At 56.7% G+C, this 20,855-nt stretch carries 13 protein-coding genes; 3 read left to right on the top strand and 10 right to left on the bottom strand.

The features are described from left to right. Positions 1 to 23: 23 nt before the first annotated feature. The 3 genes from PP263_RS19070 to PP263_RS19060 form a co-directional block, all read right to left on the bottom strand. On the bottom strand, positions 24 to 1,523 hold the full coding sequence (locus tag PP263_RS19070) for a tryptophan 7-halogenase (protein ID WP_308365536.1): 1,500 nt from the start codon (positions 1,521 to 1,523) through the stop codon (positions 24 to 26). 9 nt (positions 1,524 to 1,532) lie between these two features. Next, a complete protein-coding gene (locus PP263_RS19065) occupies positions 1,533 to 3,035 on the bottom strand; it encodes a tryptophan 7-halogenase (RefSeq protein ID WP_308365534.1) in 1,503 nt (500 codons plus the stop codon). Between the two features lie 180 nt (positions 3,036 to 3,215). Beyond that, entirely contained in the window at positions 3,216 to 6,491 is a 3,276-nt protein-coding gene (locus tag PP263_RS19060; RefSeq protein ID WP_308365533.1) for a TonB-dependent receptor, read from the bottom strand. Positions 6,492 to 6,924: 433 nt separating this feature from the next. On the opposite strand from PP263_RS19060, the gene PP263_RS19055 reads away from it, so the two are divergent. Beyond that, positions 6,925 to 8,265: a beta-galactosidase gene (locus tag PP263_RS19055; RefSeq protein WP_308365531.1), complete on the top strand. Its 1,341-nt coding sequence runs from the start codon at positions 6,925 to 6,927 to the stop codon at positions 8,263 to 8,265. A 285-nt stretch (positions 8,266 to 8,550) separates the two neighbouring features. On the opposite strand, the gene PP263_RS19050 is transcribed toward PP263_RS19055, so the two are convergent. The 4 genes from PP263_RS19050 to PP263_RS19035 are packed head-to-tail and all read right to left on the bottom strand — an operon-like array spanning position 8,551 to position 14,538. Beyond that, the gene (locus PP263_RS19050; RefSeq protein WP_308365530.1) at positions 8,551 to 10,158 is read right to left on the bottom strand and encodes a beta-mannanase man5E; all 1,608 of its coding nucleotides are present in this window, start codon (positions 10,156 to 10,158) and stop codon (positions 8,551 to 8,553) included. Beyond that, complete coding sequence (locus PP263_RS19045; protein ID WP_308365528.1) at positions 10,142 to 11,449, bottom strand: AGE family epimerase/isomerase; 1,308 nt, start codon at positions 11,447 to 11,449, stop codon at positions 10,142 to 10,144. Before PP263_RS19045 ends, PP263_RS19050 begins: the two co-directional genes overlap by 17 nt. A 2-nt stretch (positions 11,450 to 11,451) precedes the next feature. Further along, positions 11,452 to 12,633, bottom strand: a complete 1,182-nt coding sequence (locus tag PP263_RS19040; RefSeq protein ID WP_308365526.1) for a glycosidase — start codon at positions 12,631 to 12,633, stop codon at positions 11,452 to 11,454. Between the two features lie 36 nt (positions 12,634 to 12,669). Further along, a complete protein-coding gene (locus tag PP263_RS19035; RefSeq protein WP_308365525.1) occupies positions 12,670 to 14,538 on the bottom strand; it encodes a sodium:solute symporter family protein in 1,869 nt (622 codons plus the stop codon). Positions 14,539 to 14,766: 228 nt separating this feature from the next. On the opposite strand from PP263_RS19035, the gene PP263_RS19030 reads away from it, so the two are divergent. Next, the gene (locus tag PP263_RS19030) at positions 14,767 to 15,759 is read left to right on the top strand and encodes a LacI family DNA-binding transcriptional regulator (RefSeq protein ID WP_308365524.1); all 993 of its coding nucleotides are present in this window, start codon (positions 14,767 to 14,769) and stop codon (positions 15,757 to 15,759) included. A gap of 6 nt (positions 15,760 to 15,765) precedes the next feature. Beyond that, a complete protein-coding gene (locus PP263_RS19025) occupies positions 15,766 to 16,953 on the top strand; it encodes an AGE family epimerase/isomerase (protein WP_308365523.1) in 1,188 nt (395 codons plus the stop codon). 12 nt (positions 16,954 to 16,965) lie between these two features. Here PP263_RS19025 and PP263_RS19020 read toward each other — a convergent pair whose 3' ends face one another. From PP263_RS19020 to PP263_RS19010, 3 genes are all read right to left on the bottom strand, one after another. Beyond that, the gene (locus tag PP263_RS19020; protein ID WP_308365522.1) at positions 16,966 to 17,556 is read right to left on the bottom strand and encodes an NUDIX domain-containing protein; all 591 of its coding nucleotides are present in this window, start codon (positions 17,554 to 17,556) and stop codon (positions 16,966 to 16,968) included. A gap of 88 nt (positions 17,557 to 17,644) precedes the next feature. Next, positions 17,645 to 18,559 (bottom strand): sugar ABC transporter permease, encoded by a 915-nt coding sequence (locus PP263_RS19015; protein ID WP_308365521.1) that lies wholly within the window; start codon positions 18,557 to 18,559, stop codon positions 17,645 to 17,647. Positions 18,560 to 18,612: 53 nt separating this feature from the next. Next, a complete protein-coding gene (locus PP263_RS19010; RefSeq protein WP_308365519.1) occupies positions 18,613 to 20,814 on the bottom strand; it encodes an extracellular solute-binding protein in 2,202 nt (733 codons plus the stop codon). Between the last annotated feature and the right edge of the window lie 41 nt (positions 20,815 to 20,855).

Here is a 20,855-nt window from a genome sequence, read left to right as displayed (position 1 = left end):
AGCTTCCGCGCTTTGAATAGCGTTTAAAATAAACCCTCGGAATAGCTCGCTGCGTCATGCACCTGGACAAACCTTTCCATGTCCGGCATTTGCTCCGCCTGTTCAGCAATAAAGGAGAGCATGCGTTGAAATTGCTGAATCTGATGCTCTTCCGGTATTTTATCCACAAGCGGGTCGTAACTGTCGGGCACTATGCCACAACCAGTTAGAAGCGCGCTCCAACTTTCCTCCTGGAAGGTTTCACTTTCGCGCATGGCAATAACACCCCGCGCTTTGAACAGCTCGATTTTCTCTCTCAGCGATCCGGGCATCTCAACCGCAGCGCAATCGCGCCAGAAGGGATCGGAGGAGCGTCTATTCAAGACGTAGTGCGCCAACTGGAAATCACGCAATCTCTCTATATGGCGGGTCAAACGCGTATTGTAGGTGTTGCGCTCCAGATCGTAGTCTGCCGTTACAGGCAAAAGCGTCAGGAGATAGGACAACGTAGTGTGCAACACATGCAGTTGCACACCCTCCAGGCCATCCATACGGGCGGCGGTCTTGCCTATCGCAATACAATTCCCCACCCAGGGCTTTGTGCGCGCGCCGGCTTCAAGCGCCAGGAGCTTCGGCTCCTGCACCGGCTGCCTCACCGCGGCATTCATCACCCTTAACGCCTCGCCATCGTTTATATGACGGGAACAAAACTGCATGGTGACACCTGTGCGGGAAGCCAGTGGGTAAAGCCCCAGCCAGCCGGCGGGTACGGCCGAAACCTGGTTAAAGGAGGCCATGGGTCTCAACCTTTCGACACTGGCCACAATGGCGCGGTCACATAAAAACCACTGATCCCATCGGCTAAACCCTTCATTCAACTGGCTGATTAACTCACCGTCACCACTGGCATCAATAAACAGGTCCGCCTCTAAACTCTTACCACCCTTTAGAAACACCGACTCAATGCGCTCTTCCTTGACCCGAATCCTTTCAACCTCTGCCACAATATGCTTTACACCGGCGGCCAAAGCCACCTTGGCAATGCCTTTGAGGTATGACAGCGCCGACAGGTTGTAACCATGATTCGCGTGACTGTAGGCGGACGTCCGATCATTGAGCATGATCATTTTCCCGCGTCGAGCCGCTGCCGCCGCGAGAGAGAACTCATCCAGCGCGACATTCAGTCCCCTGTGTCGGGCTTTTGTCCAGAACTGCAGAAAATCAATACCGTCAAGCGCCGTGCCGGTCGTATCGTACACATGAAAAAAATCCGATGATTCCCCGGTCCAATTGGAGTAGCGGTAACCCAGCGACTGCACGCCCCGGCCTGCCGACAACACATTGCTTTCAGACAACCCCAACAACTCGTGAAAGGCACGTTGCGAGGGAATAGTCGCGTAAAAATCCTGCGCGCCAACGTTGGACGGCAGCTCCACCAGCGTAACCTCAACCGGTTGCACGGACTTTCCCAGGCTCAATTGCAGCATAAGCGCCGTCATCCAGGCGTCTTCATCTCGTCCTACAACGGCAATGGTTTTAATCATTGACGGCACCTATGTACCGGCCGGGCAATAGCCGGCGATAAATGCTTCATGATCCTGCATTTGTGCCACCTTCCGGTCGATGGCGGCCTTCAGGCCGGAGAGCTCGTCTCTCACTCTTTCTTCAGTCACAACGCCCACCAGGGGCTCGACGTTCTCCGGCATCAACCCTTGCCCCATATAAACGCCGAGCCAGCTGGGAGGGGCGAAAAGCCCATGGCGATACTGTTCGATGTAACCGCGCCTTCCAAATAGTTCTATCTTCTCGCGCAAGCTGTCTGGCACCGCCATACGCTGGCAGTACCGCCACAGTACAGAGTCGTCCCTGCGATTCAGGTGGTAGTGGAGGATGAGGAAATCCCGTACGCGCTCGTATTCGAGATCAATCAGCCGGTTATATTCGCGAATCACACGAGGATCAGCGACCTTGCCGGGCATGAGCTTAAGGAAATTGATAATGGCGATCTGTATCAGGTAGATACTGGTGGATTCCAAAGGCTCCAGAAAACCACCGGACAGTCCTACCGCAATACAGTTCTTATCCCAGGCGCAAGCCCTTTTCCCCGCTTCGAACCGAAGCGTACGGGGCTCAGTGATCGCCGGCTCATCCAGCCCGGAAAGCAGCGAGATGGTGGCTTCATCATTACTGATAATGTCGCTTGAGTATACGTAACCATTTCCGGTCCTGTGCTGCAGGGGAATACGCCACTGCCAGCCGGCGCCCTTTGCCGTAGCGCGGGTATAGGGTGGGAAAAACGCTCCGCGCTCACTCGCCACGGCAACTGCGCTATCACAGGCCAGCCAATGTTTCCAACTCTCAAATGACACTCCCAGTGTTTCGCCCAGCAGTAGAGACCGGAAACCCGAGCAGTCGATAAAGTAATCGCCGATGATTTTCTCACCCGATTCAAGAAGCAGGGAATGAACGTGTCCGCTGTCAGGGCTGGTCTGCACCTGGACGACTTTTCCCTCCTGGCGTTTTACCCCTTTTCGTTCGGAAAAATCTCTCAGGTATCGGGCGTAGAGACCGGCATCAAAATGGTAGGCATAGGAATAGGCGGCATTGACTGCTGTTTTATTCTCTGCCGGGAAATCGAACTTTCCGGCCCGGCAGGCATTGACCGCAAAGGAGAATGCTTCAAGTGGTGGGACCTGATGTGCCTTGGCAAGCCGCAGCCAATGTTGATGAAAATCCGTGCCCGCTATGGTTTTGCCATAGGTTCCGAACGGATGAATGTAGGAAGTTCCCTTTTCCCCCCAGTCGACAAATTCAATGCCCAACTTGAAGGTGGCGCGGGTTTTTCGCATCATTTCAGGCTCGGGAATGCCCAGCCTGTCGTTAAACTCCTTGATCGCCGGGATGGTCGCCTCTCCCACCCCTACGGTGCCAATCTCCTCGGACTCTATCAGCACCACTTCGCAGACTTTGTCCGTTGCCACGCCGGCCAATGCCGCCGCGGACATCCAGCCCGCCGTACCGCCCCCTAAGACAACTATTTTTATTTTTTTTGACATAGTCTGCTTCCGCCCGAAAGGGCAGTTTTGGAAAATGCACTGCCACTCCGCAACTACTACCCTGGGGATAACAGCAACGTCGATATCTCCCTGTAGGAGCGGCCGTCGGCCGCTCCTACAGGGAAAGAATCGTTACGCCACTCCCACAGCAGCGCATTTTCCGTTCACCACAAGTGCGCATCAGAACTGGTAGCGCAGACCCAGCGTATAACGGCGGTCGTTGACAAACCGGGCGTTGGGAAGACGCAAACCACCATCGTCAGCATTGGTCACCTGCTGCTCAAGCACGGTTTCCTCACTCAAGAGGTTACTTCCCTGGAAGGTAATATCAAGATTGTCGGTCAGACTGTATTTTATGGAACCATCCAGAGACCCGTAGGGCTCGTTCCAAACCGGGTAGGCGACGCAGCAGTCGATGGCAGTAACCATATACTCGTCGCGCCAGCTGTACGCCAAACGAGCCTGCCAATCGCCTTTTTCATACATGCCGATGATGTTATAGGCGTGATCGCTCAGGCCCTCGAGCCGGTTGACACCGATGGTATCCGGTGCCTGACCGGTGACAGTGCTACCATCGGCTTGCTGGCTCTGAACATTGGTGTTGGTAATACCCTTGTTGTCGATATAGGTATAGTTGGCCTGCATACCCAGGCCGTTGAACGGTTCCGGCAGGAAATCGAAGAAGCGCTGGAAGGCGAATTCGAATCCCTTGATCTCGGCACCGTCGCCGTTGAGCGGCCGGCGCACCTCTACCGTACGGGTTACCCCGTTGTTGGTAAATTCAATGTTCTGGGCCCCAAACTGAATGTAATTGTCAAACTCCTTCTGGAAGACGGTGAAGGTCATAGAACCCACGTCCGCAAAATAATATTCCAATGCCAGATCAAACTGGGTTGCCTCAATCGGCTCCAGGAAGGGGTTTTGCGCCCCACTGGTGTAGCGGACATTGGCCCCGACGATCTCGCCCTGATCGTTCTTTATCCACAGCGGATCATTGGCATCTTCGATGTCCGGCAGGGTAGCCCTGATGCCGGTGTAGTTACGCAGGTTGCCGATATCCGGACGGGCTATAGCCTTGGAGGCGGCGAATCGCAACAGTACTTCGTCGGTCAGGTCGAACTTGATATTGAAGCTCGGCAGCAGATGGTGATGGGTTTTCTCTGTCTGATTGGTACTGCTGGCCCCGTTCATGAAGGCTATATCTTCCTCCGAAAGGTAGCACCCCACTGAATTGGGCACAGGCGGCTCTGGCTCTCCATCCGCAACCTCTACGGGTCTACACTCAGGATCCTGGTCCGGAGTCGGATAGGCTATACCACCGGAGCCGGTATTGACGGTTTTTACATATCGCACACCGATATTCCCGGAGTAAGGCACCCCGAATACCTCGGCCTCCGAACCGCCGAAGTTGAACTGCACATAGGCCGCCTGGGTCTCTTCGTTGACATCCGCGATTTCCGCCGGGGTAAAGCAGGTGCCGGGCACTTCTTCACTGCGATCGCCCATATTGGAACATATGGGGTCCCAGAAGACTTGGTTACCAACGATATCGAAACCGAGCGCGCTCGCACCGAGCGCGTTTGCCATACGCCGGCGGTCCTGAAGCAGGTCCATATCGGCAAATACAAACTGGTTTACGTTGATGTCGTGATAGCTGGAGGTGCCGAAATCACGTATTTCGTAAAATCCCTCCGGGTAGCCGGTGAACCCCGGCTGGGCGCCCTCGCCATTGGCCGGGTCGTGTTGATCCAGGTTGTAATAGGGCGCCTGCCCGCCCGCCCAGTTGTTGGCCATGCCCGTCCAATTATAAGTGCTCCAGCGCACATTCTGGTCGCGCTCGGCCCAGCGCACGCCGGTCTTGATCGATTCCATCCAGCCGTTGTCGATATCGAACTCGAAGTCGCCGCGCAGGGCAAGCTGGTCGCCTTCACTGTCCTCGACGTGATCCATGATCGAATTGATGCGGTAGTTATTGGGGTTGGACCAGTTGCCCGGGGACATATTCACGTTGGCGGGGTCCTGCAACGTCATCACCGGGCGATCGCCGCGCAGGTCCAGGCCGAGATTGGTGTAGGCGCCAAAATCCATTGCAATATCGTAGTTTTGCACTTCGGAGTCCACGTACTGGACATCGAACTGCGAGCGGATGCGATCGGTAAGTGCCCACTTCAGGTTGACCGCAAAATCTTGGGTCATGTTTTCATTGTTGTTGGAGCGGGTGGAGGTGGTCATATCCACGCCGCGCCTGCTCGGCGTACTACATCCAGCCCAGTCGTAACAGGGGTCGATAAAGGGGGCGCCGGCCGCATTGAAAGCGAATCCATCGCCCACAAAGTTGCCATTATTGGCGGTCATGACTCCGGCCTGGAACAACCCCCCTCTATTGAAGGTAAAAGGATCGGTTCCCTCTGCAGGTTGCGGGGCGCTGGCGGAATCCTCAATTTCATAGAACACACTCTGCCCGTAGGACAGATCAGCGGGAGCCACCTCTACGACGTACTCCTCCCAGGCATTATTGTATTCCGAGCGGTTGTACTGAGTGGTGAGAACAACGGTTTCATCCGGGTTTTGGAACTGAAGCGCCAGCGCTACGCCGTTGCGTTCACGCTCGTAAACGTTTTCCCGCATATTGACCTTAGCGGGGATGTAATAGAGGCTGTCCTCCGTTGGTTCGTACACATCGCGGAACCGATTCATCCGGAACAGCTGGGAGCCTTCGGTTTTGGTTTCCACGTCCGAATGGGCAAAGTTGGCCAGAAAACCGAATTCACCCACGCCGGTTTCCCAGCGGTTGCTGTACAGACCGGACACCTCGGGGGTTATCTTTTCGGACAGGTCGCCGTAGTTGCTGTTGACCGTCAGGGCGACCATTTCGCCTTCCTGGTCGAAGGGAACGCGGGTGCGCATATTCACGGTACCTGCAATACCGCCTTCAATCAGTTCGGCCATCTGGTTTTTGTAGGTATCCACACCGGACATCAATTCAGGAGATACATCGCCCCAGCTGAGTCCGCGGGATGAATTGGCACTGAACGAGGTGCGGCCATTGAATTCGGTGCGCACCTGGTTCAGGCCGCGCACCACCACACCCGAAGGTTCGGCCGAAAAGTGGGCAGTGTCCGACGAAGCGGCAAAACGATTGACGGTAATACCGGCAACCCGTTGCAGAGCTTCGGCGACAGACTTATCGGGAAAAGACCCCAGGTCCTTGGCGGTAATCGAATCCATCACCGTAGGGGCATTGCGTTTAAGGTCCTGGGCATTTTCCAGTGACATGCGCATGCCCTGGACAACGACCTCTTCCAGGAGAGTGGCTTCCAGAGCAGTGCTCTCTTCCGCAGTTTCTTCGGTGGATTCGGCCTCCTGGGCCGACACAGCCGGAACTCCAAGCAGGCCATAGGCTGCGATACTGGTGGCCAGGACTGCCCGGGCAAATGGAAGTTTATTAGACAGCATATTGTTTTCCCTCAAGTAATTATTATTTGTTGACCGCTCTGGGCAGAGTCCGGCCTATTGAGGCGCTACTGCATTACAACGGCGCCCACACTGAGACGCTCCCTGCCGTCATCCAAAATGGATGTAACCGGTTACACACTTCAGCCCATGACCCCGACTGAGCCTACTCCCTCCGGCGGCACCTACATGGTACTCCATCTACATGTAACCGGTTCCATATCGAGATTATTACAAGCACCAGGTCAGTGCAAACTTTTTATGGCCGGCGCCATTCTGAAGCAAAAAGGTAACGCACAGGTTTGTAACCGGTTACAAACCTGTGATTGAATGGCGGGAAACTTCGGCGGCCCACTCATGCCCGGTCTACCGGTACAGGCTGTTGAGAACATAATCCCCCATCGAGTCACAAAATAAAAAACAGGGAGAAGCTGAAATGACGAACCGCAGAGATCTCGCCATAGTCCTGGCTGTTCTGATAACCGCCATTTTCGGCAGCCTAGCAGAGGCCCGAGCCCCCACAGGCTTTGTCACCGTCGAGAATAGCCACTTCAGTATCGACGGCCGGACCTACGCCTACGCCGGAACCAATTACTGGCACGGGGCCTACCTGGGACATACTGATCCGGAAAGGCTGATGCGAGAACTGGATTTCCTGCGGGACAACGGGATCACCAACCTTCGGGTACTGGCGCTGTCCGAACTGAGCGAGCTGAGCCGCAGCGTGAAACCCGCCTTTATCACCAGCCCGGGGACCTACAACGAGAAGCTGCTGCGCGGCCTCGACCGCCTTCTGGTGGAGATGGCCAAGCGGGACATGAAGGCGGTGCTCTACCTGACCAACTTCTGGCAGTGGTCCGGCGGTATGTCCCAGTACCTGGCCTGGCATAACGGTGGGAAAATTCACGACCCGGACGTGGATGGGGAATGGAATCAGTTCATGGATAAGTCCGCGGGTTTCTATCGCTGCGCGCCCTGCCAGAAACAGTACCTGCAAGCCATCGCTGAATTGACGTCGCGCACCAATCACCTCACCGGCAAGAAGTACCGCGACGATCCGACCATCATGTCCTGGCAACTCGCCAACGAGCCCCGGCCCGGCAGCGATGCCTCCTATAGCGAGGAGAGGGCGCAAAGCTATATCGGCTGGATAAACGACACCGCCAAAGCCATCAAACAGCTCGCCCCCAGGCAGCTGGTAAGTAGTGGCAGCGAGGGCATCATGGGCAGCCAGCAGCGCGCCGATCTATACACTGCGGCTCACGATACTCCCTACATCGACTACCTTACCGTACACCTGTGGATCAAGAACTGGAGCTGGTTCGACATTAAGGACCCGGATTCCACCTATCCCGATGCACTGCGGAAATCCCGCGATTACCTGCAACAGCATATAGAGATCGCCGGGCGTCTCGACAAACCGCTGGTGTTGGAGGAATTCGGTGTGGAACGGGATGACGGAAGCCACTCTCCCGAGGCGAGCACTAAATACCGGGACCGTTTTCTCGGGGAGATATACGCACTGATCGAGAAGAATCGTAAAGAGAAGGGGCCGTTTAGTGGCTCGAATTTCTGGACCTTCGCCGGCTATGGCCGTGCGGCCTCCGCGGACGCAATCTGGAAGACCGGTGACCCCTTCCTCGGAGATCCGCCCCAGGAGCCGCAGGGGCTCAATTCCGTATTTGACAGCGACACGAGCACCCTGGCGATTATCAGCGGCCATGCCGAGAGAATTGCGGAAATAACCACGCTGGCGCAGAAATCAAAAGCCGAATAAAGCGCTTAAATGGCAGTTTCGCTCTTGTAGGGTGCGCCGTGCGCACCAGAAGGCGCCGGGGCCCGCATCAGTTCTGAAATGGTGCGCACGGCGCACCCTACCGCCCAGTACTTTGTAGGAGCCTGCTTGCAGGCGAAAAGATCAGCGCTCCGTAGCCGTTCGCCTGCAAGCAGGCTCCTACAGGTGTACCTGTAGCCGATGCGGAGTGGATTCAAGTTCGATCGCGGCCGTGGGCCGCTCCTACAGGGTGCCAAGTCTTCACTCAACAGTATTGATGGCCGGCAATCAGCGATCCGCCACACCACGGTTTTCGGCACACAACGTCTGTATATTGGATGGCTCCGACTTCCCCGATTCGTTTACAGCCACCAGGCGATAACTGAAACAGCCGTTTTCCGGCGGCTGCGGTTCACGATAAAGGGAGTCGCTCTGCGGATTCCAGAAATTCTCTCCGTCCACAAGATCATCGGCCTGCAAGCTCCAGCTTTTCCCGCCGTCTTCCGAGCGGTAGAGCCGATAGTGCTCACCCACGGGAGCCCCCATCCAGTTGATTTCGCCGTTGGCTTTTACCGGGTGCAACCAGGGCGCTTCCGGAGCCGGTAGTTTTCGCGCAAACCCGATCGCCCGGGGATCACTGGATATTTCCGCCTGGGTTCGGCGCAAAAGATCAACCACCCGGCGCTCGTTGTTGTCGTCATTGACGGAAAAACCCGGCAGGTGATAGCTCAGGTGCCCATCGAACTCCCTGTGCCAGTAAAAGCCGCCGGCCTCGCGGTGCCCGCGAAAGCCCCAGAGTAAAGCGCCGGCGATGGCGGGCTCCTCCGCCAGGGCCCGGGTGACCTCCTCTATACGCGCAAACGGTTGCAGGCCGTATTCGCCGACGAACAGCGGTTTGTTGTACTTCCGGGCCAGTTTCGCCTGATGTCTGACCACCTCCGGATCCATATAAGAGCCGTAGAAATGGTTCGACTGAATGTCCACGTTTTTATCCAGCAAGCCGAGGAACTCTCCGTTCCCCAAGTCTTCCTGCCGACCGCTGTTGATATTGTCGGCCTGCTGGTCCCCATCCACCACCAATTGGTTGGGCGCCAGCCGCTTGATCAATGCCGCCGTCTCGGCCAGAAAACGTTTGTTGGTTCCGCGCAGCTCATTGCCGGTCTCCCACGCCATTATCGCTTTCTCTTCGCGGTACTCCCGGCCGGTGCAGCTATTTTTGTGGCTCAGCAGCTGCTCGATAATACCCCGGTAGGCGGCATAGGTTTTGCTGTCCACATCGTACAGGGGACCCAATTCCTTGGTCTCCAGATGGCCCTCGCCAACCATGATGGCCAGCTCCCGCTTGCCACCCCACCAGCTCCAGTGGTCGATCACCGGCACGATCAGGCGCAGGCCGTGCAGGTCAGCGAGATACACCATCCGGTCGAATACCTGCATGGCATCGGGGTTCAATTCCACCCTGCCGGTGGACGGGTTCTTGACCACATGGGCGGGCATGTTTTCCCTGACCGCATCGGGGAGCGACATATCGTCGACGGAAAGCGTATATATCCTGCTACCGGTGTGCCCGCTTCTTACAAGTGCCTTTATCCAGTTCTCCTGCTCCCGGGCACTGGGCCAGCGAAAATGGTCCGCCTTCCCGATCTCGCTGTTTTTCGAGGCCACGTCATCCTCTATCCGATGCAACTCGGTGGCGTGCAGGCCGATAAAGCGAAGCGGCCTGTCGCCGTCAAATAATCTATAGCCTTCCCTGGTAACAAAATTGTGAAACCCCGAAAAATCACTTTTCCCGTCCGGAACAATACAGTGGTCCGGTAGATCGGCTTTCGCGTTCGAACAACCCAGCAGCACGGTATTCAGAGCTGCCAGCAGAAGAGTATTAATCAGCGATTTCATAATTCCGATCCGCTCTGTTTTTATTCCCGGATAAGCTCAGGTTTTTTATTCGCCGGCACACTTCCATCATCGCACGGCCATTGTGATAAGGCCCTTTCCAAAACCCCGCCTTGTAGTTCTGCTCTTCTTTCGGGCGATCCAGCGTTGAATGATAGAGCCATTCGCCATCTTCCCAGTCTATCTGGTGGTCCTTGACAAATTGCCACACCCTCAGGAAAGCCTTCCAGTAACGCTCTTCTCCAGTTGATTGCCAGGCGTTCAAAAAACCAACCAAGGCCTCAGCCTGAACCCACCACTCCGAATCCGTGTGGCGTGTTTGCAGTGAAAAGTCATAGGTATCCAGAACCTGGCCGAGCTCTCCAATTCCTTCGCGCAAACAGCTACCTGAAAGTGTGTGTATGCAGGGGGAAAACTCAGACTGAAGATGCGGATTTCCCAGGTCCTCCAGAGCCTCCGCCAGCAACCAGCTGGCTTCGATGTCGTGACCGTATGAGAAACTCGTGGAAATATCCGTCCAATCCCTGTTTAGGAACAGGCGTAGGTGTCCGCTCTTCTTATCAAGAATCTTTTCACAGAACCACTGGATACTATTTGTTAATGCACTCTCCACCTCCCGCTTCTTGCTTGCCCTGAATAACCCCGTATAAGCCTCCATGACGTGCAGATGGTTATTCATGGTTTTGGGAGCATTCATGTCCTTATCACTAAGGCGCACGTCTTCAATAGGAAGCCAGTCTCTCCCCACCGCCTCCCAATAGCCGCCCAACTCCCTGTCAACACAGTTTTTCTCGATTAACTCAAAATAGGAAAGCGCCTTATCCAGAGCCAGTCTGTTATTGCTAAGGCGGTAATAACTCGACAAGGCATAGATGGAAAATGCCTGGGCGTATGTCTTTTTTGTCCCGTCGACTATCTTTCCCTGATAGTCTACAGACCAAACAGCACCGCCGTGCACCTTGTCATCGAAGCGTTCCACGAAATAGCGAAATGCCCGGTCGGCCAGGTGGCGGTACTTTGCTATATATTCGGGGTTTTCCAGGTACAGGCATAGTTCGCTGAAGAACCAGAGTATCCTCGCATTGAGGACAACTCCCTTATCCGCCTGCAAATCCGGAGTCCCGCGGACGGAAACTTCACCAAAGAACCCCCCAAGATTTCTATCAAGCGCATTTTCCAGCCACCAATCGGCAATAGACAGCAGTTGCCGGCTGAATTCCTCCTGCAGCTCAGCGCAGAAAGCCGGGCCCGGTAATCCCGTGGCCAAGCTGTCCTTTATTGGCGGGATGTCCATATTCAAAGATCCCGCAAAACCGCTGCATTGCGTTCGATCAGGTCAATTCTGCTGGTGACCGATGTGGCGGAGCGCAAACCATCCCCAGGCGTGTTGATACAATAGTCAATCAACTGATCAACGGTAGTGGTGGCGACATGCAGGCGGGTATCGGAAGAGGCGTAGTAGATAAACACCTCTCCGCTGTCATCGGCTATCCAGCCATTGCTGAACAACACATTGGAGACATCCCCCAGCCGCTCGCCGCCTTCCGGCGCCATCAGGTGTCCGGCGGGGCGATGGATGACCTCCCAGGGGCGCTCCAGGTCCGTCATAAACATATACAGAACATAACGAAGTCCCGCAGCGGTGTTGCGCACGCCGTGGGCCAGGTGCAGCCAGCCTTGGGCTGTCTTTATCGGTGCGGGGCCCAGGCCGTTTTTTACTTCCTTGATGGTGTGGTACACCTTGGTATCAACCAATATCTCTTCGGTGATTTCCGCAGACTCCATGCTATCGGTCAGGCCCCAGCCGATACCGCCTCCGCTGCCGACGCTGATGAAACCATCCTGTGGTCGGGTATATAGAGCGTATTTTCCATCGACAAACTCCGGGTGGAGCACCACATTGCGCTGCTGGCCCGAATAGGTAGCCAGGTCCGGAAGCCGCTCCCAGCTGCGCAAGTCCCTGGTACGGGCAATGCCGCACTGGGCTTCGGCAGCGCTGATATCCTGCGGGCGGCTTTCGTCCTTGCGTTCCGTGCAGAAAAGGCCATAGATCCAGCCATCCTGATGCCGGGTGAGGCGCATATCGTAAATATTGGTGTCCGGCCGCTCGGTTTCCGGCATGACGATCGGTTTATCCCAGAAACGGAAACCGTCCACACCGTTGGCGCTCTCTGCGATCGCAAAGAATGATTTTCTGTCGACGCCCTCGACACGAACAGCCACAAGGTATTTTTCATCGAGCTTTATCGCGCCCGCATTGAATGTGGCGTTGATCCCCTGCCGCTCCATCAACCACGGATTGCTGGACTCGTTGAAATCGTAACGCCAGGAAACCGGCACATGGTGACGGCTGACAACGGGATTCTTCCACCGCTGAAATATCCCATTACCAATCCCGCCATCAGGCTCGTTTTCCCTGGAAAGAAAATCTTCCTGCAGCGCGACAAGGGCTCGCACCTTTCCAATAAAATCACTCATAAACCACTCTTATAAACCCTATAACTCGTGCATATATCAGGCAGATGTCAAAGCACCTCGACCATCTTCAGATGCATCCGTACCTTTCACTACCGCATCCGGGTCATTGCGCATCAGGACGTACCAGTTGCGCCACAGAAACAGACTGGTAACCACAACCACTACCGCAGCTACAAAAAATTCAGGCCAGCGGCGAATCACAAGGAATATAGGTGCAGCGGTCAAAGCCGTATGCCAGAAAATACCGACGGTGCAGTTGACCATATCCCGTAGGCAGTCCCCGTTCCTGCGCAGCCCCGGGTGGCTCTCTTCGAGGGCCTCGTGCACCGGCCGCCAGAATCCCCAGGGGCGTGTTTTGAAGTAAAACTTCTTTAGTGTCTCCATATCATCCGGCTTGGTGAGCAGCGAGCCCGCGATACTGGCCACTACACAGAGCCCAAACAGTGCCGGAAAGGCGTAGAGAGGGGACAGGTCGGTGAACATCAGCGGAATGGCCACCAGCAGCCCGGCGAGCATTCCATAGAAATAGCCGAATCCATTCATCCGCCACCAATACCACTTGAGAATATTTGCCGCGGTGTAGCCGCCATAAAGCGCACTGACAATCCACAGGATGATGTCGTTCAGCGAGGGGGCAAACAGACCGATCGCGGTTCCAAGCACCACAAATGTCACGGAGACCAGGTAGCTCATACGCACGTAGGTTTTCTGGGACCCGTTGGGGTTGAAATAGCGTTTGTAGATATCGTTCACCACATAGGCCGGCGCCGAGTTGGTGGTCGCGGCAAATGTGGACATAAAGGTGGCCAGCAGGCCAGCAATCACCAGGCCAAGAAGGCCCGCGGGCACATAATTGGCCAGTGCAAAAGGCAATATCTGCTCGAAGTCGACAGCCGTCCCCATCGCGCGCAGATCGCCCATAAAGAACACCAGCGCCAGTATGGTGAGGCCGGTGATCATCATGTAGCGCGGGAACAGCAAGACCAGGCTTACCAGCCAGCTCATCTTGGCCGCCTCCACCGGCGTGCGCGCCGAGAGGATGCGCTGCATATCATAGTTCGGCGCCGGGCCGGCAATACTCTGCAGAATTCCCTTGAGCAGCACCAACATGAAAAACACGGAAAACAGCGACCAGCCGTCCTCGACAATACGCTGGTTGGCACTTTCCAGAATTCCGCTCCAGTCCAGCTCCAAAGTCCGGCCAAAGCCCATACTGAACCAGCCCTCTGGAACTGCGGCTTCGAGCATCTCCGGCGACACCTGCACCATCGCGATAACACCGATCGCAATACAGGCCACGGTCATGATGACGAACTGCATCACTTCCGTGAGCACCACACCGAACATACCGCCCTTCACCACATAGACAGCGGTGACCGCGGTCAGAATCAGCCCATAGAGGATCTCGTTGGTATGCGCATCCGCCGAGAGCTGCCAGGGCATAAACGCCGCCGCAAACTTACCGATGCCTACAAACCCGTAGGCCAGGTAGCCGAGCACCACCAGTAACGCAAAGGCAACGATCACCAGGTGGGACAGCTCCGCCCCGCGCCCCTCGCCAAAACGAAAGCGTATCCACTCCGCCCCGGTCATCACGCCGGAGCGGCGCAGCCAGATAGACAGGAAGACCATCAGGAAAACCTGGTTGAAGGCGGGCCACAGCCAGGGGATGTAGATGCTCTTCAAGCCATAGATGAAGAGCAGATAGACCATCCACATGGTTCCCGAGATATCGAACTGCCCGGAAGCATTGGATAGTCCCAGGTAGTACCAGGGCAGCTTGTTCCCCCCCAGGAAGTAACTTTGAATATTCTGCGAGGCCTTTCTGGAGACCCAGAAGCCGATAAACAGCGAGGCAAACAGGTAGAGACCGATCACCAGCAAGTCGACGGGGGCGAGGTTCATGGCAACACTCTCTCATCATTATCAGCGCCTGCCGCGTTTTCGCAGCGGCGCTTTATTATCGTTTTGGCATCCGGAGTCGGACTCAAACCCCTACCCATAGAGGGGTCCAGTCGGTATAATGTAACCGGTTACACTCAAATTTGCTAGAGCTTCTCAACAATTTGCGGTAAGTTGCCCTCGCTTTCCGCAGGCACCAGCCGTGCCATCCAGCTTGTTACGGTCGCCATAATGTCGAATATCAGGGAAGTGTCACGAGTTGCCGGGGTTTCAATTGCCACGGTATCCCGGGCGCTCAGCCATCCGGAAAAAGTCTCGAAAGAGGCGCTGGCCAAGGTCAACGCAGCGATCGAGAAGGTAAAGTACCGGCCCAACATGATGGCCCGTAACTTTCGTGCCGTGCGTGCCTACTCGATCGTTGTCCTGGTGCCCAATATCTCCAACCTGTTTTTCGCCACCGTTATCCGGGGAATAGAGGACGCCGCCCAGCAAAAGGGCTATAGCGTCCTGCTGGGAGATACCAGGGACTCCATCGCCCGCGAGCGCGATTACACCAAACTGGTGGAGACCCGCCAGGCGGACGGCATACTGCAGTTACGCCCCCATGTTCCCGGCGAGTCCCTGGAGCCGGAGGCGGACATCCCCATGGTTTCGACCTGCGGCTGCGAGGATACTCCCTACCCGTCGGTGCGCATTGATAACGCCGGCGCCGCAGGTGAGATCGTTCAATATTTGATCGGTCAGGGCCACCGCAGGATCGGTGTCCTCGCCGGCCTCCACGACAACCCCCACTCCCGCGACCGCCTGCGCGGTTATCGGGAAGCCCTGCACAAGGCAGGCATCTCCTATGATGCCGACCTGCTGGTCAATGGCGATTTCACCATGGGATCGGGACTGATGGCGGCCAGCCATTTTTCCCGCATGAAAAACCGCCCCACTGCCATTTTCTCGATGAATGATGAAATGGCCATCGGTTGCATCCAGGGCCTCAAGTCCGCCGGCATTCGTGTGCCGGAGGAGATGTCCATCACCGGTTTCGACGATATCGAGTTCGCCCGCTATAGCGACCCGCCCCTGACGACGGTTGCCCAACCCGCCGAAGAGCTGGGCCGCATCGGGTTTAACACCCTGCTGGAACTGATCGAAGGCCAGGAGCTGCAGCAGACCGAAACGGTCCTGCCCTACGAATTTATAGTGCGCAAAAGCACCCCAGCTCTTTCCTAGTGAAACATGTCCCAGGAACTCTCCGAATGGTCCGAGCGGTTGCAGAGTTGGATGGTGGATTCCGCCATCCCCCTTTGGATCAGCAGGGGATTTGATCCCGCCACCGGCAGCGCCTATGAGCAACTCGACAGCGAAGGCAATGCCGACAGGGACTGCGCCAAACGGGTTCGGGTCCAGGCGCGGCAGATGTTCTTTATTGCCTGCGCCAGCTTCCGCGGCTGGGTCAGTGACGGCGCGGAGCGGGTAGCGGCGCTGGAAAATTACCTGGCTCGCTATGCCACCCATCCCAATACTCCCGATGTCTATGTTCACCTGCTGACCAGCGACGATCGCATCGGCGACACGCGCCAGGACCTCTACGACCTGGCCTTCTTTCTCCTTGCCTGTGCCTGGCGCCTGCGCGCCTTCAACGATCTTGCAGCCCTGCGCAAGGCGGAGGCGTTGATCTGTCATCTGGATCAATATCTCAAGGGCCTCCGGGGCGGCTGGCTGGAGGGGGACTACGAGACGGAAGTGAGACGGCAAAACCCGCACATGCATCTGCTCGAAGCCTTTATCGCCCTCTACGACGCCAGCGGCGACGGTCGCTGGCTGGCCCGGGCCGGGGAGGTTTTCGCACTCTTTGAAAACTGTTTCTACGATAGTGAACGGGGACTGCTGCTGGAGTACTTCCGGCACGACTGGTGCCCGCTCTCTGAAACCGAGGGGCAGAAAGTGGAGCCCGGCCACATGCTGGAATGGGTATGGCTGCTGCATCAGTACAGCCAACGCAGCGGCGCCCCCGTCGATCGCTATACCCGCACCTTGTATGACAATGCGCTGTCACTGGGCCAGGAGAAAACCACTGGGTTGATTTACGATGCGATCACTCCCAGCGGTAAAATCCACCAGCCCACTAAACGGTGCTGGCCGATTACAGAGTTGATCAAAGCCAGCCTGTGCCAGGCCACACACGGAGATACCGTTGCTGAACAGCAGGCTGCGCACGGGATACGACTACTGTTCGAATATTACTTTTCCCCTTCCCTGCCCGGTCTATACATTGATCAACTGGATAAACAGAACCAGGTTATTAATCACAATGCTCCGGCCAGCACCCTTTATCACCTGATGGTGGCCACTACCGAGGTGATCGATCACAGCAAGGCGGCGGCAATGAAGCGGAGAGCCCGCCAAGAAGTCCTGCCCAGCTAAGGATGCAGGGCATCAGATATTGCTCTCGCACAAACTGTTCAGTTTTGCATACTGTAGCAGCATTATGGTTTTTCCATCCTTTATCAGCCCGTCCGCTATCATCGAGTAAGCCTTTTCGAGATCATATTCCAGGACTTCAATATATTCCTGCTCGGCGCCCACACCGCCGCCCCCCGACACCCGCATTTCATCCGAATACTCCGCGGTAAAAAAATGCAAAATCTCAGTAACCGAGCCTGGAGACATATAAGCTTCAAATACTTTTTTAACCTTCTCGATCCGGTAACCCGTCTCCTCCTCAATTTCACGAAGTATACAAACGTACGGGTCGTCCCCATCCAGGGCCCCAGCGCAGGCTTCAACCAGCATTCCATTGCTGTTTCCGTTCAGGAAAGTCGGCAAGCGAAACTGTCGGGTTAAGATTACCGTTCCCTTGCGGGGATTGAACAACAATACGGCGGCGCCATCCCCGCGATCATAGACTTCCCTTTGCTGGGCCTCCCAGGCGCCGTCCTCCCTGAGGAAATCAAATGTATATTTGTCGAGCCTCGACCACGACCGGTAGAGAGACTCCTTTTTGATGTTTTTGATAAACTTGGTCACAAAATCTCCCTTATAAAGATTACCCACTGAAGCACCGATATTTCTTCCAAGCAAGTCGCCAAAAGATAGGCCATACAGCGGTATTTTTCTAACCTTTGACCGCCCCGGAAGAAAGCCCCGAGGCCAGAAAACGCTGCAGCATAGTAAATAACGCAATTACCGGCAGGGAAACCAGTATGGAGCCGGCGGCGAAGAAGCCCCACTCGGAGGCGTAGTCGTTGACGAAGAAGCGCAACCCTACCGGTACCGTGTACAGGGATTCGTCGTCCATAAAAATGGAGGCGAGGATAAATTCGTTCCAGGCGGTCATAAATGAGAACAGCCCGGTCACGACGATCGCCGGGCGCGCCAGTGGCAGGATGATTTTGCGGAAAATCTGCGGGCGCGATGCGCCCTCCAGCAGCGCGGACTCCTCGATCTCGCAGGGAAGAGTATCGAAGTAACCCTTGAGCATCCACACACAAAACGGCAGCGCGGTGATCGAGTACACCAGGATCAGACCCAGCCAGGAATTGCCCAGGCCCAGCCAGCGCACCACGATCACATACAGCGGTATCAGCATCAGCAGCGCGGGGAACATCTGTGAGATCAAAAACAGCATCAACCCGCGTTCGCGGCCGGCAAAACGAAAGCGGGCGAATGCGTAGGCGGCGGGACAGGCCAGGGACAGCCCGACCAGGGTGGTGCCGGTGGCCACCACCAGACTGTTGCCCAGCCATTGCATAAACGGCTGTTCGGTAAGCACCGCGCGGAAGTTGTCCAGGGACCATTGGTGGGGTAGCGGAACCAGGGCGGCGATCTGCTGGGCGAGGCCTGCGTTTTCCGACAGTTGGACCAGTTGCAGGGATTGTTGGCCGGAAAATGCCAAGCTGATCACCCACAGTAGTGGATAGATCACGACGGCGCTGGCGAGGAATAGCAGTGCAAAACGCCAGCTGCAAATATCCGTCAGGATTTTTTTAATACGCCTTGTAGGAGCCTGCTTGCAGGCGAAAAGAATCATGCTCCGTAGCCGTTCGCCTGCAAGCAGGCTCCTACATGCACTCCGAATCATTTTCATCGGGCGGACTCCAGGGCTTTGGAGAAACGCATCTGCCACAGGGCGTAGCAGAACAGCAGCGCCAGTATCACCATGGAATAGGCTGCGGCGTAGGCGTACTGGTATTTCTCGAAGCCGATGCGGAACGCTTTGGTGATCAGGATATCAGTGGCTCCCGCCGGTGCGCCGTCGCTCACCAGGTAGATCACGTTAAACATATTGAAGGTCCACACCACCGAGAGAACAACCGCCGGCACCAGCACAGGCTTGAGCAGTGGCAGGGTAATTGAGCGGAACTGGAACCAGCGCCCTGCGCCTTCCACTTTCGCCGCTTCATAAAGTTCCCGGGGGATCGACTGCAGACCGCCAAGAATCACCACCAGCATAAACGGAATACTCAGCCACACGTTGGTGACCAGGCCGGTAAAGAAGCTCGCGCCCACGGAATCGAACCAGGCCACCGGCGCCACACCGAAGATCTGCAGCGCCTGGTTGATAACGCCGAACTGCGGGTGAAACATGCCCTTCCATACCAGCGCGGTGATGTAGTTGGGAATGGCCCAGGGCAGGATCAACAGCACGCGGAACCAGGTGCGACCGAAAACCGGTTTGTTCAGTGCCAGCGCCAGTACCAGCGCCACCCCCACCGCGATCAGCACATTGCTTGCGGTCCAGCAGACGGTGACGAAAAGGGTCCAGTAGAAATTATCGAAATTGATACTCCGCTCGGGGCCCTCGCCGTACCAGAGATTCCAGTCGCCGAGAATCCCCACATAATTGTCCAGCCCCAGCCAGCGGCTGGCGAGCGGTGTGTTCTCGTTGAGCAGCGTGGTGTCGGTGAATGACAGCAGCAGGCCGTAGAGCAGCGGGAAAAACACCAACAGCAGCATGCCGATTACCGCCGGCAGGATATACAGATAGGCGGTCCTGTGCCGGCGCCAGCCGTCGGCGATCCGGCGGCGCCGGCGCAGGAGACATACTGCCAACGCCGCGGGTACCAGCCACAACCAGGTGGGAATTTCCCCGGGCTTTGCACCTGCGCTCCGCCCGGGATCGAGTGCGGCGATTTCCCTCTCCAGCCGGCGCTGCAGCCGATGCATTTCCGGCGCCGGCCGCGCCGCTCCCTTGACCACTTTTTTTAATACATTCTCCAGCGGCATCCACAGCAGGGTCATTTCCGGCAAATTGGGAATAGGCACTGCGGTGTCCAACTGGCGACGAAAGGCCATGGCGTTTTTGTCGGCGGCAACTGTGGGGTGTTCGAAAGCGGCCAGATTGGCGGGCAGCTGGCCGCCGGCAATGGCCATTCGCTCGGCGGCGGCGCGCGCGGTGAGAAATTCCAGCAGGCGGTAGGCGGCGGCCTTGTTGTTCGACCAGGAGGAGACAAACAACCCTTCCACCGCCACCCAGGGCGCCAGCGGTTTGCCGCTGGCGCTGTTGACCGGCAGGGGCGACACCCCGTAGTCAATTCCCGGGGCTATCTCCCCCAGCATCCAGGGACCGCTGATCACCATAGCCGCACGGCCCCGGTTGAACAGGCTGGCGATCAGGGTGCTGCTGGGTTCTTCCGGCAGTATCCGGTACAACCGCGCCCAATCTTCCAGCAGTTGCAGCGACAGGATATTGCCATCACTGTCCAGCGCCAGGCGGCTGTTTTCATCGAAGGGGCCGTGGCCGAAGCTGTTCATCAGCGCGCCGTGGAAAAAGGGTTCGGTGTAGCTGTAGGCGAGGCCGAAGCGGCCGTTCTTCTGGTCAGTGTACTCGCGGGCGAGAGTGAGCAGTTCCTCCGTAGTGGCCGGGGGGCTCTGCACCAGCGCGCGGTTGTAGATCAGCGCGGTGCTTTTGAAATTGAACGGCAGGCCGTAGAGGTGGCCGCGGTAGCGCATGGCACTGAGCAGTTTTTGCGGAAAGCGCTGCAACACCGCTTCTTCCACCAGTCCGTCGATGGGCGCGACGGTGTGGCCGGCCCTGGCCCAACCGCCGATGCGGTCGTGGGCGAAGATAAATACATCCGGCCCCTGACCCCGGGGCAGCGCCGCGGAGAGTTTGTCCGCGTAACTGCCGAAAGGGACCGCCAGCGCGCGAACCCGCACTTCGCCCTGGCGGCGGTTATAGTCTTGCAGCAGTTGCTCCAGGGCCTGGCGCTCGGCGCCGCGGTAGCCGTGCCAGAGGAGTAGTTCTTCCTGGGCGGAAACTTTGGCTGCGCAGAGGCACAGCATCAGGGAGACGGCACCTTGCAGGAGCTTGCTTGCACGCGAAG

The organism is Microbulbifer sp. TB1203 (assembly GCF_030997045.1).
Classification (GTDB): domain Bacteria; phylum Pseudomonadota; class Gammaproteobacteria; order Pseudomonadales; family Cellvibrionaceae; genus Microbulbifer.
The sequence above is the reverse complement of the archived record's forward strand: the minus strand, read 5'-3'. Positions and strand labels throughout refer to the sequence as shown.

Coding starts and splice junctions, on each gene's coding strand:
- PP263_RS19070 (WP_308365536.1), bottom strand. CDS start 1,523: ATGATTAAAACCATTGCCGTTGTAGGACGAGATGAAGACGCCTGGATG.
- PP263_RS19065 (WP_308365534.1), bottom strand. CDS start 3,035: ATGTCAAAAAAAATAAAAATAGTTGTCTTAGGGGGCGGTACGGCGGGC.
- PP263_RS19060 (WP_308365533.1), bottom strand. CDS start 6,491: ATGCTGTCTAATAAACTTCCATTTGCCCGGGCAGTCCTGGCCACCAGT.
- PP263_RS19055 (WP_308365531.1), top strand. CDS start 6,925: ATGACGAACCGCAGAGATCTCGCCATAGTCCTGGCTGTTCTGATAACC.
- PP263_RS19050 (WP_308365530.1), bottom strand. CDS start 10,158: ATGAAATCGCTGATTAATACTCTTCTGCTGGCAGCTCTGAATACCGTG.
- PP263_RS19045 (WP_308365528.1), bottom strand. CDS start 11,449: ATGGACATCCCGCCAATAAAGGACAGCTTGGCCACGGGATTACCGGGC.
- PP263_RS19040 (WP_308365526.1), bottom strand. CDS start 12,633: ATGAGTGATTTTATTGGAAAGGTGCGAGCCCTTGTCGCGCTGCAGGAA.
- PP263_RS19035 (WP_308365525.1), bottom strand. CDS start 14,538: ATGAACCTCGCCCCCGTCGACTTGCTGGTGATCGGTCTCTACCTGTTT.
- PP263_RS19030 (WP_308365524.1), top strand. CDS start 14,767: ATGTCGAATATCAGGGAAGTGTCACGAGTTGCCGGGGTTTCAATTGCC.
- PP263_RS19025 (WP_308365523.1), top strand. CDS start 15,766: ATGTCCCAGGAACTCTCCGAATGGTCCGAGCGGTTGCAGAGTTGGATG.
- PP263_RS19015 (WP_308365521.1), bottom strand. CDS start 18,559: ATGATTCTTTTCGCCTGCAAGCAGGCTCCTACAAGGCGTATTAAAAAA.
- PP263_RS19010 (WP_308365519.1), bottom strand. CDS start 20,814: ATGCTGTGCCTCTGCGCAGCCAAAGTTTCCGCCCAGGAAGAACTACTC.